Here is a 16,784-nt window from a genome sequence, read left to right as displayed (position 1 = left end):
TCCGCAATCGACGAGGTGTGCCCCGGTATCCGACGGGACGGCAAAAGGGCTCCGACGATAGACTACTCGTGTGGGTATATCACGAGTCGTGCCCGCGACGCTGGCCGGTCGGGGCCGACGACGGGTTCCGTCCGAACGGCGACCGCTTCCGTGCGTTCACGAGCGACCCGGCTCTTCGTCGGACGTCTCGGGCTCGAGTCGGGTCGTACACCAGTGACAGAACGCGAGGTCCTCGTCGACCTCCTTTCCGCACTGGGGACAGGTCGTTCCCTCCGCATCGCCACCCCCACCGGACTGGGGCCTGAGCACGCGAAAGGTCGCGTCGATCGCGGCGAACAGGGCGATAAACATGAGGAAGAACCGAGCCATCGCGTCGGTCTCTTCGGCCATAATCGACGCCTGCTCGAAGAGCTCGTTCGGACTCGTTATCGGGCCGGCGGCCGCGATCTGGTCGGTCGGGAGAAAGAGCGCGCTCGCCGAGAGAAAGATACCGGCGAAGAGAGCGGCACGAAGCCAGTCACGGACGAGGACGTGGCCTGCCCCGGGCATGATCACCGAGAGGCCGGCAGCGAAGAGCGCGCGGAGCCATGTCATTGTACGTGGTGATGGTAGGGGACCCCTGCCCTTAACATTCCGATTTCGATTGCTTTCGGATCAGTCCAGTCGTGCAACCAGTCCCGCGAGCGTCTCGAGGTCGTACTGCCCCGGTGCAGTCGCCTCCGCCGGGTCGACGGGCGCGTATCCGATTTTCGACCCGTATACCGGCGCCACCGCCCGCGTGTGACTCCCAACGTCGCCCATCGCCATCGTCGCGACGGCATCACCGTGGGCCGTCAGCTGCTCGGTCGCCGACAACAGCGCGAGCGTATCCGCCCTCGACTCGGCTGTAACCGCCAGTTTCGCGACGTCCGCGTACTTACCCGCCTCCGTCAGCGTCCGCACCAGCTCGCTTCGGGCCGGCGTCCCCTCGAAATCGTGGGCCGACGCGACGATCGTGACGTCGCGGTCCCGGGCCGTCTCGAGCAGTTCGTCGGCGTCACCGGCGCGTATCGACGCGAGTTCGACGTCGATCGCCTCGACGGACTCGATCGCGGTCGCCTCGGCCAGCGCCCCGAGTCGGCGCGCCTCGGCCTCGCCGTCACGCGGCGGTTCGCCGCTCGAGTCGTCGGTGGAGCGCCCGTCCGCGCCGCTTTCCCACGGGGCGCGGTTCGTCGCGAGAATCGGCAGTTCGCCGTCGTAGGCCTCGAGCGCGGCCAGGGGGTCGTCGGCCAGGTCCATCCGGAACTCGATCGCGTCGGCGTGATCGCGGGCCGCGGGCTCGTCGGAGAGGTCCGCCGTCGATGCCGCGAGCACGAACGAGTCGAGGTTCAGTCCCATTGCTCTCCACTGGGACCGAGAGCGGCAAAAACGATATCGTTTCGGCGAGATTCCGGGCGACGTGTCCGATTCAGGCCAGGCCGATCGTCTCCTCGGCCTCGAGGAGTTCGTGGTAGCGGTTCCGAATCGTGACCTCGGAGATGTCTGCGACGTCGCTGACGGCGGCTTGAGTCGTCTTTTCGTTGGTCAAGAGCGCGGCGGCGTAGACCGCGGCCGCTGCGAGACCGACCGGAGACTTGCCGGAGTGAACACCCTTTTCCTTTGCGTTCTGGAGGAGCGATCGCGCGCGGTGTTCGGCTTCGTCCGAGAGTTCCAGACCGGACGCGAAGCGGGGAACGTAGCTCTCGGGGTCTGCGGGCTGCACCTCGAGTCCGAGTTCGCGGACGACGTATCGGTACGTGCGAGCGATCTCGTTTTTCTCGACGCGGGACACGTCCGCGATTTCGTCGAGGCTGCGGGGAACGCCCGCCTGTCGGGCGGCGGCGTAGACGCAGGCGGTCGAGACGCCCTCGATCGAGCGACCGGGAAGGAGGTCCTCGTCGAGCGCGCGCCGGTAGATGACGCTCGCCGTCTCGCGGACGTTCGTCGGAAGACCGAGCGCGGATGCCATCCGATCGATCTCGCCGAGCGCCTGCTTGAGGTTGCGTTCCTTCGAGTCTCGCGTCCGGAAGCGCTCGTTCCACTTGCGCAGCCGCTGCATCTTTTCGCGCTGGCGCGAGCCGAGCGAGTTCCCGTAGGCGTCCTTGTTGCGCCAGTCGATATTGGTCGAGAGCCCCTTGTCGTGCATCGTATTCGTCGTGGGTGCGCCGACGCGGGACTTCTCGTTCTTCTCGGCGGCGTCGAACGCACGCCACTCGGGGCCGCGGTCGACCGAATCTTCCTCGACGACGAGTCCGCAGTCCTCGCAGACGGTTTCGCCGTGCTCATCGTCGACGACGAGGTGGCCCGTACACTCGGGGCACGCGAGGCCCGCTTCCTCGCTCTCCGCTTCCTGTTCGTTCGTTTGTGGGTCGCTACGTCGTACTCTCGTTTTCGATGGTGCGTTAGTCATGCGATGGCGAATGCTCCCGGCCGAACCAATCGTAAAAGCCCGGACGGATTCGTTACCTCTCACGTTCAGACACTCGAGGTTTAATGGTTTCGGAATCTTGTCCCGAAACCCCTCGAAAGTGGATAATTCGACCGAAGGAGCATGATAGATAGTAACATTAACGTCGATCGGTAGTTCCGAAACGCAGCTGCCAACTTCGGTCCCCACGAACGGCCGGTATGGAGGTCGCAGTCGGCAGTACGAATCCGGTCAAGATAGACGCCGTCGAACGAACGCTCGAGCGGTACGACCCGACGGTTACCGCCGTCGACGTGGACTCCGGCGTCGGCGAGCAACCGCGGACGGTCGACGAAACGGTCAGGGGAGCCGAGAATCGTGCACGCCGAGCGCTCGCAGCGACCGACGCCGATTACGGAGTCGGCCTCGAAGGCGGGATCGCTCGGCTCGAGGCGACGCCGGGGCTCTCGTTGATCATGTGGGGTGCCGTAACGGACGGCGTCAGAACGGAGCGAGGCGGCGGGCCGACGCTTCGGCTTCCCGACCGCATCGCCGAGCGCGTCACGGAGGGCGCGGAACTGGGCCCGGTGGTGGACGAGATCCTCGGAACCGAACACGTCGCCGAGGCAGAGGGGGCGGCGGGTGTACTGACGGCGGGATTGACGGACCGAACGCAAGCGCTCGGCGAAGCAGTTGCGTGTTCGTTTGGCCCCTTCCTAACGACCTATTACGACGACGAGAGCTGACCGGGTCCCGAACCGGCCGCACAGGGTCGGTGCCCCGCTCTGGCGGCCGCAATCGCAACCCGGGGGGTCGGAAACGATCACGAACAACCGACAGTCTCTCCTGGAGATTGTTTAACCGGCCGTACCAACGAAAGCTTTCAACCCGATTATTCCTCGATTACTTGCCCCGAAAATCGCCAGACGTGAGCGGGTTAACTGCGCGTACCAAACCCCCTAAGGGTATTCCTGCCATTCCACGGTGTATGAGCACTGCAATGGCACCCGACCTCACGAGCAAACAACAGCAGATTCTGGAGTACCTCCGGGAGAACGCGGCGACGAAAACGTACTTCAAATCCCGTCTTATCGGCCAGGAACTCGGTATGACGGCAAAAGAGGTCGGCTCGAACATCACCGCACTCCAGAACAGCGAGTACGACGTCGAGATCGAAAAATGGGGGTACTCCTCGAGTACGACCTGGAAAGTCGACCTTTAACTGGAGCCGGTACCGGAGTCGAACGCTTTTCTCTCCGCCGTTTGCTCACCGTTGCACCGTAGTGGCGACCGTCGCAGACGCCGAACATCCTTGTCTCTCGAGTCCCGACGTCATCGATACATGACGCCGGCAGTCCTCTTCGACATGGACGGGGTGATCCTCGAGGGGCCGCGGACCGACCCGCAAGTGTACGCCGACGCCGCTGACGCAGCCCTCGCCGAACTGGAGGCCGATCCGACCCCGTCCCAGCGCCGCGATTTCAGACGTCACGACCACGACCGGATCAGAGATCACTGCGACGACCTCGAGATCGACCTCGCCCGGTTCTGGAAAGCGAAGGAGACCCACGCCTCGAGGCGAACCCACGACCGGATACGGTCCGGAGAGCGGGTGACGTACGAAGATATCGACGCGATCGACGACCTGACCGATCGAACGACGACCGGTCTCGTCACCAACAACCGCCACGAAACAGCCGTGTTCGTCGCCGACCACTTCGGGTTCAACTTCGACGTCGTGCGCGGCCGAGACCCGACCGTCGCGGGCTACGAGCGGCGCAAGCCCGATCCCTACTATCTCGACGATGCACTCGCCGACCTCGGCGTGTCCGACGGGATCTACGTGGGCGATTCACCGAAAGACGTCACGGCCGGGCGTACGGCCGGTCTCGAGACCGCATTCGTTCGGCGACCGCACAACCGCGAGCGCGACAGCCCCGCACACGCCACCTACGAGATCGAATCGCTCCGGGAGTTACTGGACGTCGTCGAACCCGTCTGACTCGGCGGGTAATCTGTTCTTACGCCCCGGACGACCGTATCGGGAGATCACCGTGTGACTGCGTCAGCGTCACCCCGCCCCCGTCCCCCGTTCTCCGTCTTCCCGGCACCGGAGGCCGTCCCGTCAGACGTCGTACGTCAGGAATTGATCCGCCGTCCGCGCGAGCGTCCGCGCTCGCGTTCCGAACGAATCCGCGTGGCGGACGACGAGGACCAGGACGGTCTCCGGCCGTTCGACCGCGTATCCGTCGTCCCGCGAGAGCAATCCGGCTTCCTCGAGTTCGCCGGCGTACTTGCTGACCGTCGGCGGCGAGACGTCGAGCGCCGTCGCGAGGTCGCCGGCCGTCGCCTCCGGATTCAACAGGAGTTCGATCAACATCCCACGTGGCGTCTCCCGCCGGAGGTAGCCGAGCGCCCGCTTTTCGAATCCGTCGAATCTGCCGGCGGTAACGAACCGTTTGTAATCGCCGTCGCGATAGCGCTCGATCGCGCCGACCTCCTCGAGTCGCCGAAGGTGGTGTTGGGTTTCACCGGTCCCGAGCTGGAGGTCGTCCCGTATCTTCGAGAAGTGCGCGCCCGGTGTCGTAGAAAGGTATCCGGCGATGGCGTCGCGCGCGTCGCTTTCACCCGTCTCGGCCGCCGCTGACTCCGAGAGTCCGACCAGCGGAGAAGCAGCACCGAGGGCTGCGAATCGGCGCAGGGTCGCCCGTTTCTCGTCGTCGACCCCGTCGGGTGATGTCATGGCTGCCTACGGTCCCTTCGAGGCGACCCGTAAAACAGGTTTCGCTCCGCTTTGTTCTCCGAAGACGACCAGTTGGCGATCGGACCGTTTCGATCGGTGATCGGTAGCAGTCGCTTACCCGGCGACCGAACTCGAGACGGAGCGGTCCCTCGAGCGGTCGTTCGCCGGTCTCGGAAGGAAGCGTCGGTCGAGGAGCGAAGCCGAAACGGAGGGGACGAGTGCAGTGCCCGAGCGTGGGATCCGCCTCGGTCAGTCGACGATTATTCCTCCGGGTCGTCGGCCGGCACCTCGGTGCCACCGTCGGCCTGGCTCTGGAAGTCCTGATCCATCTCCTCGATGACCTCGTCGGGGTCCGAGATCTCCGCCGTGTCCTTTCCTTCCTTGATAGCCTGGGCCTCCTGTTCCATCGCCTCGACGTCCATATCCGCTTCCTGGTCGATTTCGCCGATGATCTCGGCGATGTCGTCCAGTCCGATCAGTTCGCGGGTCTCCTCGTCGAACTCGCGGCTCTCGAGTTCCGCGCCGTTCTGCTTGACGTCGCTGCCCGAGAGGTGCTTGCCGTAGCGGCCGACCAGCGAGGAGAGTTCCTGGGGCAGGACGAACGTCGTCGACTCGCCCTGGCCGATGTCTGCGAGCGTTTCCATTCCCTTGTCGATGACCGCGCGTTCGCCCATCGATTCCGCGGATCGTGCGCGAAGCACGGTCGAAATCGCGTCACCCTGTGCTTCGAGGATCTGGCTCTGCTTTTCACCCTGGGCGCGGATGATTTCGCTCTGCTTGTCACCTTCGGCCTTTTCGACGGCGCTTCGGCGTTCACCCTGGGCCTCGAGGATCATGGCACGACGCTTTCGCTCGGCGGAGGTCTGTTGTTCCATCGCCCGCTGGACGTCCTTCGAGGGGTTGACCTCGCGGACCTCGACTGACTCGACGCGGATGCCCCACTCGTCGGTGGGTTCGTCGAGTTCGGTGCGGATGCGGGCGTTGATCTCCTGGCGTTTGTTCAGCGTATCGTCGAGTTCCATGTCACCCAACACGGCGCGAAGGGTGGTCTGGGCGAGGTTCGAGACGGCTCGCTTGTAGTCGTCGACCTGGAGGAACGCCTTCTTGGCGTCCATCACCTTGATGTAGACGACCGCGTCCGCCGTGACGGGCGAGTTGTCTCGGGTGATGGCTTCCTGCCGGGGGACGTCGAGCGTCTGGGTTCGCATGTCGAACGCGTACGTGTTCGAGACGAACGGCGGGACGAAGTTGATACCCGGTTCGAGGAGTTTGCGGTACTCGCCGAAGACGGTCAGGGCGCGTTTCTCGTAGGCGGCGACGATCTCGATCGCGCTGAGGAGCGCGGCGATAACGACGACCAGAACGAGCACACCGACGAGTAGCACGGCGGCGCCGGTGGTCTGTAGGGGGAACAATTGTGCGACCATATTTCGGGGTTACGGCGGGGGGGAGAAAAGCGTTCCCTTATTTCGTCAACATATGGCAGTTGTTCGCATGTACCAATTTTCTCAACTCGATTTCTCCGTTTCGGGTTCGGGGTCGGCTTCGGACCCCGCGTCGTCGAGTTCGTCGCCGCCGTCCGCGGCCTCCCGTTCGCGTGACTCGGACGCCGCCCGCTCACGTGCGAGCGCGCGGTCGATCTCGTCCTCGCCGATCGAATCGAGCGATTCGACAGTGAGAACGTTACCGCCGCCCGGATCGAGAACGATGATCTCCTCGCCTTCCTCGATCGTCCCGTTCGTCGTCCGCGCGCTGTAATAGGGAGCGAAGCCCCCTTGCTCGAGTTTGACCTCGCCGCTTCGGTTCGTGACGGCCTCGGTAACGTACCCTGTCGTCCCCGCCAGCGAATCGGAGTCCGTCGTCTGTGCGGTCCCTTTCCCGCCGTAGAAGTCGAACTCCCGGTAGACGTAGGCGGCGGCGAGTCCGATCACGAGCGTCAGTCCGGCCAGAATGATCGGACTCGCCGCGGGTGGAAAGAGCACGCCGACGAGCCCGGCACCGACCAGCGCGATCCCGATGACGATGAGATGGGCACCGGGAGAGAGGGCCTCGAGGACCATCAACACGAGTCCCGCGACTAAAAGCAGCAGCGGCACGTTCCCCACGAGGGATTCGACCATATGCGGGGTTAGGTCCCGCCCCGATTAAATGTTTACTGGGTACCAGGACTGATTTTATCGGCCGAACGCGACGAGCGGCGGCTTCGAGGTCGGACGACGTGAACGAATACGGACGGGTTCGATCGAGTCCACTCGGAGGCTTTCGGGGCGATCATCGGGTCGGATCGGAGGTCTTCGGGGCGACTGGACCGATTTCGGATCGAAGTCGAGGAAGATCGACTCGAAGCGAACGAGTCGGGCACCGGACGCCACTGCAGCCACGCGAGCGCACTCGTCGCTCAGCCGAGCGGGATGGTTATCAGCCGAAGGAGGACGAGTACCATCGCAATCGCGCCCAGGAGGACGAACAGAGCGTTCTCGAGGTCCGGGTCGCCGGGTTCGATCGGCGTCGAGTTCGCCTCCGGCGTGTATTCGTCCTCGAGGGAGGGATCTGCGCCCGTGCCATCGTCGCTCGAACCGGAGAGATCGAGCGGGAGACCGTCCCGCGTGCCGTCCGCCGTTTCGGTGTCACCGCGGTCGTTCGCGTCCGTTCGATCGGGACGGACGTTCCCGTTCCAGGTGCCCTCGCCTCCGGGAGCGTCGGCCGACTCGGAGTCCGCCGTCGATCCGCGGTCCGGGTCCGCCCCCCACGCGTCGCGCCGTCGGTCGTCGGGTTCGCCACCGGCTCCGGACGGGTCGTCTGCCATACCCGATCGTACTGGTCCCGTCGCCAAAAAGCCGCGGTCTGCGGACGACGCCGGCTCGAACGATAACGGCCGTGCAAACGACGACTAACAGTGCAAACGACGACTAACGGTGCGTACCGGCCGGCGCGCTACGACCCCGCAATTCGTTCCGATCAGGTCCGTTCGGTTCGATCCCCGAGGTCGCCACCGTAGACGACGCCGCGTTCCGCGTCGAGGGTAACGATGTCACCGTCCGCGATCCCCTCGAATTCCGCGAGCTCCGCGTCGCTGATCATCGGGAGATCCAGTTCGCGAGCGACCAGCGCCGGGTACCCGGTCATTCCCCGCTCGGCGTTTACGATGCCGGCGAGTCGGCCGGTATCGCCCGCGAACTCCTCGTCGAACTCGTCCGAAAGTGCGAGGATCGCACCCTCGGGAACGCTCGAGAGGTCGCCGTCCGAACTCCGCACCAGCGGACCGGTTACGCGCCCCTCCACGACGACCCGTCCGGTCGTCAACGTCTCGGCAGCGACGTGGACTTTCAGCATGTTCGTCGTGTTCGCCCCCTCGAGTTCGGTCATCATGCCACAGAGGACGACGACGGTATCGCCGCTCGCGGCGACGCCGGCGTCCAGCGCGGCCTGGACGGCTTCCTCCACGACGGCGTCGGCGCTTTGCCCCGAGACCGGAGCGTAAAGCGGCGTCACCCCCCACGTCAGCGCGAGCTGGCGACGCACAGGTTGGCTCGACGTCGAGGCGACGACCGGCACGCCGGGGCGATACTTCGCCGTCTTCAGCGCGGTGTAGCCGGATTCGGTCGCCGCGACGACCGCGTCCGCACCGATGTCCCGCGCCAGAAACCGCGCGGAGCGGGCCAGCGCATCCGTCCGCGCCTCGCCGGAGGCGGGGACGCGCTGCTCGAGCATCTCCGCGTACTCCCCGGAGCGTTCGACCTGCTTGACGATGCGATCCATCGCGTCGACGACGGCGACGGGGTGGTCGCCGACGGCAGTTTCGGCCGAGAGCATGACCGCGTCGGTGCCGTCGAGAACCGCGTTGGCGACGTCCGACGCCTCCGCGCGTGTCGGCCGACGCGCGTGGACCATCGAATCGAGCATTTCCGTCGCCGTGATGACCGGCCGGCCCGCGTCGCGACAGTTGCGGATGATCCGCTTTTGAATCATCGGGACGTCTTCCATCGGACACTCCACGCCGAGGTCCCCCCGTGCGACCATCACACCGTAGGCGGCGTCGATGATCTCGTCTAAGTTCTCGACCGCACCCGCGCGTTCGATTTTCGCGATGACGGGGACGTCCGCACCCGCATCCTCGAGCACCTCGCTGACCTCGTAGACGTCGTCGCCGTCGCGGACGAAACTCGCCGCGACGAAGTCGACGCCCTTCTCGGCGGCCATCTCGAGGTCCTTGCGATCCGATTCGGTGACCACGTCGAGATCCAGGCCGACGCCGGGCACGTTGACCCCCTTTCGGCCGCCCAACTCGCCGCCGGTGTCGACACGTACCCGAACCGCGTCGGAATCGGTCGCTCCCGACTCCGCGCGCTCGAGGACGGTCGTCTCGATCAGTCCGTCGTCGAGCAAGATGCGATCGCCCGGCTCGACGGCGTCGATCGGCAGCGAGAGCCCGATCGTGTCCCCCGTCACCTCGTCGCCCTCGACGAACCGAATCACGGAGCCCGTCTCCAGGGTCACCGTCTCGCCGTCGGGGAGCGGGGCGGTCCGAATCTCCGGGCCTTGCATGTCGAGCATGACCGCGACCGACTCCGTTCGTTCCTCGTCGACCGCGCGGATGCGATCGATCAGGGCTGCCCGCTCGTCGCGAGACCCGTGGCTCGCGTTCAGTCGTGCGACGGACATCCCGGCCGCGGCGAGGTCTCGGATCGTCTCCCTGTCGTTCGACGCTGGTCCCAGCGTACAGACGATCTTCGCGTTTCTCATAGCGGTGAGTAGCGCGAGCACCGCCTAAAAGATGGGGACTTACTCGATCTCGAGTACTTTTTACCGTAATCGGCCCACAGCCGTCACACCGGTCGGTGTTCGTCGGTCGTCACTCCCGTCGTCGTCCGCCGCCACTCACCCCCAGCGTCCACCGGACCCCTCCCGTCCACCAGCCCCCTCCCGTCCACTGCCACGACAACCGTTTTCCGCGGTTCGACCATCGCATCAGATATGCCCACCTACGCGACGCTCATCGACATCGAGGACCGCACCGTCCAGAACGCCCAGGAACTGACCTCGATCTGGGGCGAGATCAAAACGGAGTTCGAAGAACACGGCTCGGAACTCCGGCATTCGTACGCCGCCCTCGGCGAATACGACTTTCTCGTCATCTTCGAGGCCGCCGACCGCGAAGCCGCGTTCAAATCCGCGCTGACGCTTCATCGCCACGGGCTCGAGGGAAAGACCATGGAGATCGTCGACACGGACAGCTTCGCGGACCTGGTCGACGAAATCTGATCGCCTCGGTCCGCCGGTCGCGAGCGGGCGAATGCGGACGAAAAAGCCGACGTCCAGTACTGGCCCGCTCGGTCAGACCGCGGTCGGGCGGACGGCCTACCTGATCTTCTCGCCGAGGTCCGCGTCCCCGTGCGTGGTCAACAGATCCGCCTGCTCGCCGGCCGCGAGGATCATGCCGTTCGACTCCACGCCGAACAGTTCGGCGGGTTCCATGTTCGCGAGCAGGACGCACTTCGTCCCCGGCAACTCGTCTAAGTCGTGGAGTTGCTTGATCCCCGCGACGACCTGTCGGGTCTCGAAACCGATGTCGACCTCGAGTCGCGCGAGGTCGTCCGCGCCCTCGATACCCTCCGCCGTCTCGATCCGGCCGACGCGAATGTCCAGTTCCTGGAAGTCGTCGAACCCGATTCGCTCCTCGGTCAACGCCTCGAGATCGTCAGTCTCCGTCATACCCGCGGATTCGCTCGCGTCGGTGTCGTCGCTTTCGGTTTCCGCGTCGGCCTCGTCCGACTCGTCGCCGCCGGCCGCGGCCGCCGCGATCCTGTCCTCGAGGTTCTCGGTCAGTTCCGCGACCCGGTCGTCCTCGATCTGCTCGAAGAGTTCGCCCGGTTCGTCGAACGTCCGTGGCGGGGCTTCGAGCGCGTCCTCGAGGCGGGCGTCCGCGATATCGCCTTCTTCACCGAGTTGGGCCCACAGCGCCTGCGCTTTGCCGGGGGCGATCGGCTCGATGAGGACGCCGACCGCCTTGGCGATCTGGACGCAGTCCCGGATGACCTGCGCGGCCGTCTCGGGCTCGTCGTCAGTGAGCTTCCACGGCTCGTTGCGCTGGATGTACTCGTTACCGAACTGTGCGAGCCTGGTCGCGGCCTGCCCTACCCCTCGCATGGAGTAGTCGTTGACGCTCTCGCGAACCTCGCCGATCGCGCCCTCGATGCGCTCTCGGACGTCCTCGGATACCGCCGCGTCCGGCGTCCCCTCGTAATTCCGGTAGGCGAAGAGCAGCGAGCGGTACCAGAAGTTGCCGACCGTGCCGACGAGTTCGCCGTTGACCTTCTCCTGGAAGGCCTCCCACGAGAAGTCGACGTCCTGCTGGAGGCCGCCCGTGGTCGTCAGGTAGTACCGGAGCAGGTCCGGGTGGAACCCTTCCTCGAGGTACTCCTTCGCCCAGATCGCACGATTTCGGCTCGTCGAGAGTCCCTTGCCGTTGATCGTGATGAAGCCGGTCGCGGCGATCCCGCGCGGCGTGTTGTACCCCGCACCCTCGAGCATCGCCGGCCAGAAGATCGTGTGGTGCTGGATGATGTCCCGCCCGATGATGTGTACGATCTCGCCCTCACCCTTCCAGACCTGTTCCCAGTCGTACTCGTCCGCGCCGACGCGCTCTGAGTACTGCTTCGAACTCGAGATGTACTCGATCGGCGCGTCGACCCAGACGTAGAGGACGAGGTCGCTTTCCTCGTCGCCCTCGGCGGTGGGGTAATCGATCCCCCAGTCCATGTCACGGGTGATACACCAATCCTGTAGCCCCTCCTCGATCCACTGCCTGGGCTGATTGCGCGCGTTGGACGTCCCCTCGAGATCGTCGAGGAACTCGGTGAGGAAGTCGGCGAACTCGGAGACCTCGAAGAACTTGTGCGGCCGGTCGCGGTACTCCGCGGGATTGCCCGTGATCGTGCTCGTCGGATTCTCGACTTCGCCCGGTTCCAGGTGGCGCTGACACCCCTCGTCGCACTCGTCGCCGCGGGCTTTCGCGCCGCAGTAGGGACAGGTCCCCTCGACGTATCGATCGGGCAGATACTGGTCGGCGTCGGGGTCGTACGCGACCTGAATTTCCTTCTCGTAGATGTAGCCCTGCTCGTCCAGGGTTCGGACGATCTCCTGGGTCTGTTCGGTGTTTGTCTCGTCGTGGGTGTGTCCGTAGTTGTCGAAATCGACGTTGAACTGCGGGAACGTCTCCTCGTACTGGTGGTGCCACTCGAGCGCGAAGTCCTCCGGATCGACCCCTTCCTGCTCTGCGTTGACCGCGACCGGCGTCCCGTGCATGTCCGATCCGCAGACGTAGATGGAGTCCTGACCCAGCGTCTCGAGCGCGCGATTGAACGCGTCTGCGCCGATGTAGCCCCGCAGGTGACCGATGTGCAGGTCGCCGTTCGCGTACGGCAACCCACAGGTCACGACGGCGGGTTCGTCCGTCGGAAACTCGTCGTGGCTCATGGTCGTCACGAAGGGCCGGCGGGCGTAAAACCCGCCGGTTTCGATCGCGGGAATCGACCACCGGTGTCGAGTCGAAGTCGACCACCTGTCGTCGCGAGCGAACTGCCCCAGTTCCCCGTCACCGGTCCGTCAGTGCGGCGATAATATTTATACGACGGAAGAATCAATTCGGGAGAATATGAGTACCGATCGCGTTCGAACGAGTTTCGACGAGCAAGCGCTCATCACAGATGCGGGAGGCGACGTTACGATTCTCCACATCGAAGACGACGCGTCGCTTGCCGATCTGGTCTCGACGTACCTCGAACGGGAGCGCGAGTATTTCGAGATCGTTACGGAAACCGACCCTCACGACGGGGTAGAGCGAATCGAGGAGATCGACGTCGATTGTATCGTCTGCGATTACGATATGCCGGGGATGAACGGATTGGACGTACTGGAGAACGTCAGGGAAACGCAGCCGGACCTTCCGTTCGTCCTCTTCACCGGGAAAGGAAGCGAAGAAATCGCGAGCGACGCCATCTCGGCCGGCGTCACCGAATACCTCCAAAAAGAAGTCGGAACGGACCAGTACACGGTCCTGGCCAATCGAATCGAACAGGCCGTCGCCCGTCACCGAGCCGAACAACAACTCGAACGCGGATTCCGTGCCATCGAGACCGCACACGACGGTATCAGCCTGCTCAATGAGAAGTTGGAATTCATCTATGCGAACGAATCGTACACTGAAATCGTCGGGTACGACCGCAGCGAGTTACTCGGCAAACACTTCGAGCTATTGTACCCCAAAGACGAACTCGACAGGGCCTACGAGGAGATCATTCCAACGTCGAGAGAAGACAAGTGGAGCGGAACGAACTACTTCGTCCGAAAAGGTGGGGAGCAGATCCGTGTCGAGCACACGGTTTCGTCGACGTCCGAAGACGTGACGATCTGCACCATCTCGAGGGCGGAGGAAGCGGAGGTGGTGAGAGAAGAGCTCTCGATAAAGGAAGACGCGATGGACGTGGCCCCCATCGGAATCACGATCAGCGATCCGAGCCGGGACGACAATCCGATCATCTACGCGAACGAAGGATGCGTCGAACTGACCGGGTATCCGCGCGAGGAAATCCTCGGTCGCAACTGTCGCTTCCTCCAGGGAGAAGCCACGCGGACGGAATCCGTCGCGGAGATCCGACGCGCTATCGATGCCGGCGAGCGAGTCACCGTGGACGTACAGAATTACCGGAAGAACGGCGACCCGTTCGTAAACCGGCTCACGGTCGTCCCGCTTTTCGACGACGACGGAACGCTCACCCATTTCGCCGGGTTTCAAGAGGATATTACGGCTCGCGAGTAGCCGACGGCGGAGTCCGGATCGCTCCTGCTCTTTTCGCTGTAGGAGTCGTCTTCCGCTGTAGGAGTCACCGGGAAGGCCCACTACGGAGGGGTACCGCGAACTGGTCGGGGTGTCAGCGGACGGTCAGCGGTGGCTGCGATCGAATGCGGTGCGGCGACGGCACACGTGACCGGCCACAACAGGGACCCGGCATCCCGTGACCGGCTTAATCGTCGCTCGCGACGGGAACGCTCGCGCGCACCTCGAGCCGGTCGAGATCCCCGATGAACGAAGCCAGCATTTCGCGGGAGACGTGGGGCATACAGACGATCCGGAGTTCGCCGGTGGCGGTCCGAGAGATTCGCCACCCGGCCCCTCGGAGCGCGTCGAACGTCGACCGAGGGACGTCGGCCGCGACGAGCGGGAGCACCGGATCGACGACCCGATAGCCTCGTTTCTCGAGGGCGTCCGCCAACCACGTCGCGTTGTTCTGTGACCGGACGTACTGACTGCGGTATCCCTCCGGCCACAGCGCCTCCATCGCGGCGACTGCGCTCGCGACGCCCGCACCCGAACGGGTTCCGGTCAGCGTGGCCTGGGAGGTCGACTCGAGATAGGGCGTATCGACGGCGAGTTCGTCGAGCAGGGCCGGGGAACGGACGAGCAGTCCGCCCGCGGGGACTGCAGCCTGTCCCATCTTGTGCGGATCGATCGCCATCGTGTCGACCGCGGCGTGACCGAAGTGCCACTCGTGGTCGGTAAAGGGGAGGACGAACCCGCCCCAGGCGGCGTCGACGTGGAGCATCGCGCCGGCGGCGTGAGCGATCTCGCCAAGTTCGGGGATCGGATCGACCCGGCCGTACTCCGTCGTCCCCGCGACCCCGATTACCAGCGCCGTGTCGTCGTCGACGCTCGCGCGAACGGCCTCGAGATCGACGCGGTGTCGATCGTCGGTCGGAACGACGCGGAGTTCGACGCCGAGCAAGTCGGCGGCCTTCCGGAAACTGAAGTGGCCCGATTCGGGCATGACGACGTTCGGCGAGCGGGTGTCGGCTCGCTCGCGGGCGATCCGGACGGCCTGGATGTTCGCCTCGGTCCCGCCGCTGGTGATGTAGCCCGCCGGATCGTCCAGCCCCGCGATCTCCCCCAGAAGGGCGATGGCGTCGTCTTCGAGCGCCGCGACGTTCGGGTAGGTGCCGGGATCGCCGGGGTTCGTCGCGAGAAACTGCTCGGCCGCGTCGCGCGCCGCCGGGTGCGGGTCCGTGCACATGGACGAAAGAACCCGGTCGAACGCTTGCGGCTCGATTTGCATATCACGTACGTGACCCGTCGTCGGTTTATTTGTTGCGTTTGCGGACGTATCTCAACGGCGGTCGTCTTCGGAAGTAGCCGCTGCGACGGTCCGTCGCCAACCCGACCCGCGACGACACGGCGCGGTCCGCTCCGCGGAAAGCGTGCCTTCAAGTCCGCCGGCGCGCAACGCACCTCCATGAATCCAGGCGACCGCGTCCGCGTCGACCGCGCGGATCGCACGTACGAAGGCGTGTTACTCCCCTCGAGTACGGACGAGCACCTCGTCGTGAAACTCGAGGGGGGCTACAACGTCGGTATCGATCGGGACGACGCCGACGTGTCCGTCCTCGCGGAGGACGTCTACGAAATCGACGGGACGGATGCGACGGGCCCCGACGAGGCCGAGACCGACGGCGTCAGTTCGAAAATCGAGTTCGACGACGACCTCCCGACGATCTCGCTGCTGTCGACCGGCGGCACGATCGCCTCGACGGTCGACTACCGTACCGGCGCGGTGACGGCGCAGTTCGACGCCGAGGACGTCCTGCGCGCCGTCCCGGACCTCGCGGGCCGCGCGAATTACCGCGGCCGCGTCGTCGCCAACATCCTCTCGGAGAACATGGAGCCGCCCCTGTGGAAGGATCTCGCCCGGGCCGTCCACGAGGAGATCGAAGCCGGCGCCGACGGCGTGGTCGTCATGCACGGCACCGACACGATGCAGTACTCGGCCGCCGCGCTCGCGTTCATGCTCGAGACGCCGGTCCCGATCGTCTTCACCGGGTCCCAGCGCTCGGCGGACCGACCCTCGTCGGACAACGTGATGAACGCCGTGTCGGCCGTCGAAGCGGCCAAGAGCGACTGTGCGGAGGTGCTGGTCTGTATGCACGCCTCCGAGAGCGACGACGTCTGCGCGCTCCACCGCGGGACCCGCGTGCGGAAGAACCACACCTCGCGTCGGGACGCGTTCGAGACGGTCGGGGCGGCGCCGCTGGGCCGCGTCGACTACGAGACCGAGACCGTCAGCTTCCGACGGGAGTACCAGGAGCGCGGCGCGGTCGATCTCGCGATCGAACCGGCGCTCGAGGACGGCGTCGAACTCCTGAAATTCACGCCCGGCATGGATCCCGCCTTCCTCGACGTCGTCTCTGGCTCCGAAGGGTTGATCGTCGAGGGTACCGGTCTCGGCCACGTTCACACCGATCTCATTCCGCGGATCGAGGACCTCGTCGACGACGGCACGACGGTCGTCATGACCAGCCAGTGTCTCGAGGGCCGAGTCTGCGACAGGGTCTACGACACCGGGCGGGACCTGCTCGAGGCGGGCGTACTCGAGGGCGGCGATACGCTGCCCGGGACGGCAAAGGTCAAGCTGATGTGGGCGCTCGCGAATTCGGACGACGTCGAGGAGGCGATGGGGACGTCGCTGGCCGGCGAGATTCAGGCGCGGTCGGTCCCCTGGGAGTAGACACGAACGACGCACACCTGCGAGCGCCGCCGTCGATTCGACGAAGGGCTTTCACCGTACG

Annotated in this window: 16 protein-coding genes; 6 read left to right on the top strand and 10 right to left on the bottom strand. The window is 65.1% G+C overall.

What is annotated here, in order from left to right:
• Positions 1 to 156 precede the first annotated feature (156 nt).
• From NJT13_RS14505 to NJT13_RS14495, 3 genes are all read right to left on the bottom strand, one after another.
• Entirely contained in the window at positions 157 to 594 is a 438-nt protein-coding gene (locus tag NJT13_RS14505) for a zinc ribbon domain-containing protein (RefSeq protein ID WP_254522353.1), read from the bottom strand.
• A 60-nt stretch (positions 595 to 654) separates the two neighbouring features.
• Positions 655 to 1,377, bottom strand: coding sequence for a type I 3-dehydroquinate dehydratase (locus tag NJT13_RS14500; RefSeq protein WP_254522352.1), 723 nt, complete (start codon positions 1,375 to 1,377; stop codon positions 655 to 657).
• Positions 1,378 to 1,447: 70 nt separating this feature from the next.
• Positions 1,448 to 2,428: a transcription initiation factor IIB gene (locus tag NJT13_RS14495; RefSeq protein ID WP_254522351.1), complete on the bottom strand. Its 981-nt coding sequence runs from the start codon at positions 2,426 to 2,428 to the stop codon at positions 1,448 to 1,450.
• Positions 2,429 to 2,646: 218 nt separating this feature from the next.
• Between NJT13_RS14495 and yjjX the strand changes: the two genes are divergently transcribed.
• The 3 genes from yjjX to NJT13_RS14480 all read left to right on the top strand — a co-directional run bounded on the left by yjjX (position 2,647) and on the right by NJT13_RS14480 (position 4,427).
• A complete protein-coding gene (gene yjjX / locus NJT13_RS14490) occupies positions 2,647 to 3,171 on the top strand; it encodes an inosine/xanthosine triphosphatase (protein ID WP_254522350.1) in 525 nt (174 codons plus the stop codon).
• A 242-nt stretch (positions 3,172 to 3,413) separates the two neighbouring features.
• On the top strand, positions 3,414 to 3,647 hold the full coding sequence (locus tag NJT13_RS14485) for a DUF7123 family protein (RefSeq protein ID WP_254522349.1): 234 nt from the start codon (positions 3,414 to 3,416) through the stop codon (positions 3,645 to 3,647).
• Positions 3,648 to 3,767: 120 nt separating this feature from the next.
• Positions 3,768 to 4,427: an HAD family hydrolase gene (locus tag NJT13_RS14480; RefSeq protein WP_254522348.1), complete on the top strand. Its 660-nt coding sequence runs from the start codon at positions 3,768 to 3,770 to the stop codon at positions 4,425 to 4,427.
• Between the two features lie 123 nt (positions 4,428 to 4,550).
• Here NJT13_RS14480 and NJT13_RS14475 read toward each other — a convergent pair whose 3' ends face one another.
• From NJT13_RS14475 to pyk, 5 genes are all read right to left on the bottom strand, one after another.
• On the bottom strand, positions 4,551 to 5,168 hold the full coding sequence (locus tag NJT13_RS14475; RefSeq protein WP_254522347.1) for a winged helix-turn-helix transcriptional regulator: 618 nt from the start codon (positions 5,166 to 5,168) through the stop codon (positions 4,551 to 4,553).
• A 260-nt stretch (positions 5,169 to 5,428) separates the two neighbouring features.
• On the bottom strand, positions 5,429 to 6,595 hold the full coding sequence (locus NJT13_RS14470) for an SPFH domain-containing protein (protein ID WP_254522346.1): 1,167 nt from the start codon (positions 6,593 to 6,595) through the stop codon (positions 5,429 to 5,431).
• Positions 6,596 to 6,676: 81 nt separating this feature from the next.
• On the bottom strand, positions 6,677 to 7,288 hold the full coding sequence (locus tag NJT13_RS14465) for an NfeD family protein (RefSeq protein ID WP_254522345.1): 612 nt from the start codon (positions 7,286 to 7,288) through the stop codon (positions 6,677 to 6,679).
• Positions 7,289 to 7,566: 278 nt separating this feature from the next.
• Positions 7,567 to 7,974, bottom strand: a complete 408-nt coding sequence (locus NJT13_RS14460) for a DUF7312 domain-containing protein (RefSeq protein ID WP_254522344.1) — start codon at positions 7,972 to 7,974, stop codon at positions 7,567 to 7,569.
• A gap of 152 nt (positions 7,975 to 8,126) precedes the next feature.
• Positions 8,127 to 9,911: a pyruvate kinase gene (gene pyk, locus NJT13_RS14455; protein ID WP_254522343.1), complete on the bottom strand. Its 1,785-nt coding sequence runs from the start codon at positions 9,909 to 9,911 to the stop codon at positions 8,127 to 8,129.
• Positions 9,912 to 10,142: 231 nt separating this feature from the next.
• Here pyk and NJT13_RS14450 point away from each other — a divergent pair, with 231 nt between their 5' ends.
• Complete coding sequence (locus tag NJT13_RS14450) at positions 10,143 to 10,430, top strand: GYD domain-containing protein (RefSeq protein WP_254522342.1); 288 nt, start codon at positions 10,143 to 10,145, stop codon at positions 10,428 to 10,430.
• 96 nt (positions 10,431 to 10,526) lie between these two features.
• Here NJT13_RS14450 and metG read toward each other — a convergent pair whose 3' ends face one another.
• Positions 10,527 to 12,644 (bottom strand): methionine--tRNA ligase, encoded by a 2,118-nt coding sequence (gene metG / locus NJT13_RS14445; protein ID WP_254522341.1) that lies wholly within the window; start codon positions 12,642 to 12,644, stop codon positions 10,527 to 10,529.
• Between the two features lie 178 nt (positions 12,645 to 12,822).
• Between metG and NJT13_RS14440 the strand changes: the two genes are divergently transcribed.
• Positions 12,823 to 13,986 (top strand): PAS domain-containing protein, encoded by a 1,164-nt coding sequence (locus NJT13_RS14440; RefSeq protein ID WP_254522340.1) that lies wholly within the window; start codon positions 12,823 to 12,825, stop codon positions 13,984 to 13,986.
• A gap of 205 nt (positions 13,987 to 14,191) precedes the next feature.
• Here NJT13_RS14440 and mfnA read toward each other — a convergent pair whose 3' ends face one another.
• A complete protein-coding gene (gene mfnA, locus NJT13_RS14435) occupies positions 14,192 to 15,277 on the bottom strand; it encodes a tyrosine decarboxylase MfnA (RefSeq protein WP_254522339.1) in 1,086 nt (361 codons plus the stop codon).
• Between the two features lie 177 nt (positions 15,278 to 15,454).
• Between mfnA and gatD the strand changes: the two genes are divergently transcribed.
• Entirely contained in the window at positions 15,455 to 16,723 is a 1,269-nt protein-coding gene (gatD, locus tag NJT13_RS14430) for a Glu-tRNA(Gln) amidotransferase subunit GatD (protein WP_254522338.1), read from the top strand.
• The last annotated feature ends 61 nt before the right edge of the window (positions 16,724 to 16,784 follow it).

Source organism: Natrinema caseinilyticum, from assembly GCF_024227435.1.
Lineage (GTDB): Archaea > Halobacteriota > Halobacteria > Halobacteriales > Natrialbaceae > Natrinema > Natrinema caseinilyticum.
Note: the sequence above shows the minus strand (reverse complement) of the source record. Positions and strands in the feature narration are given on the sequence as shown.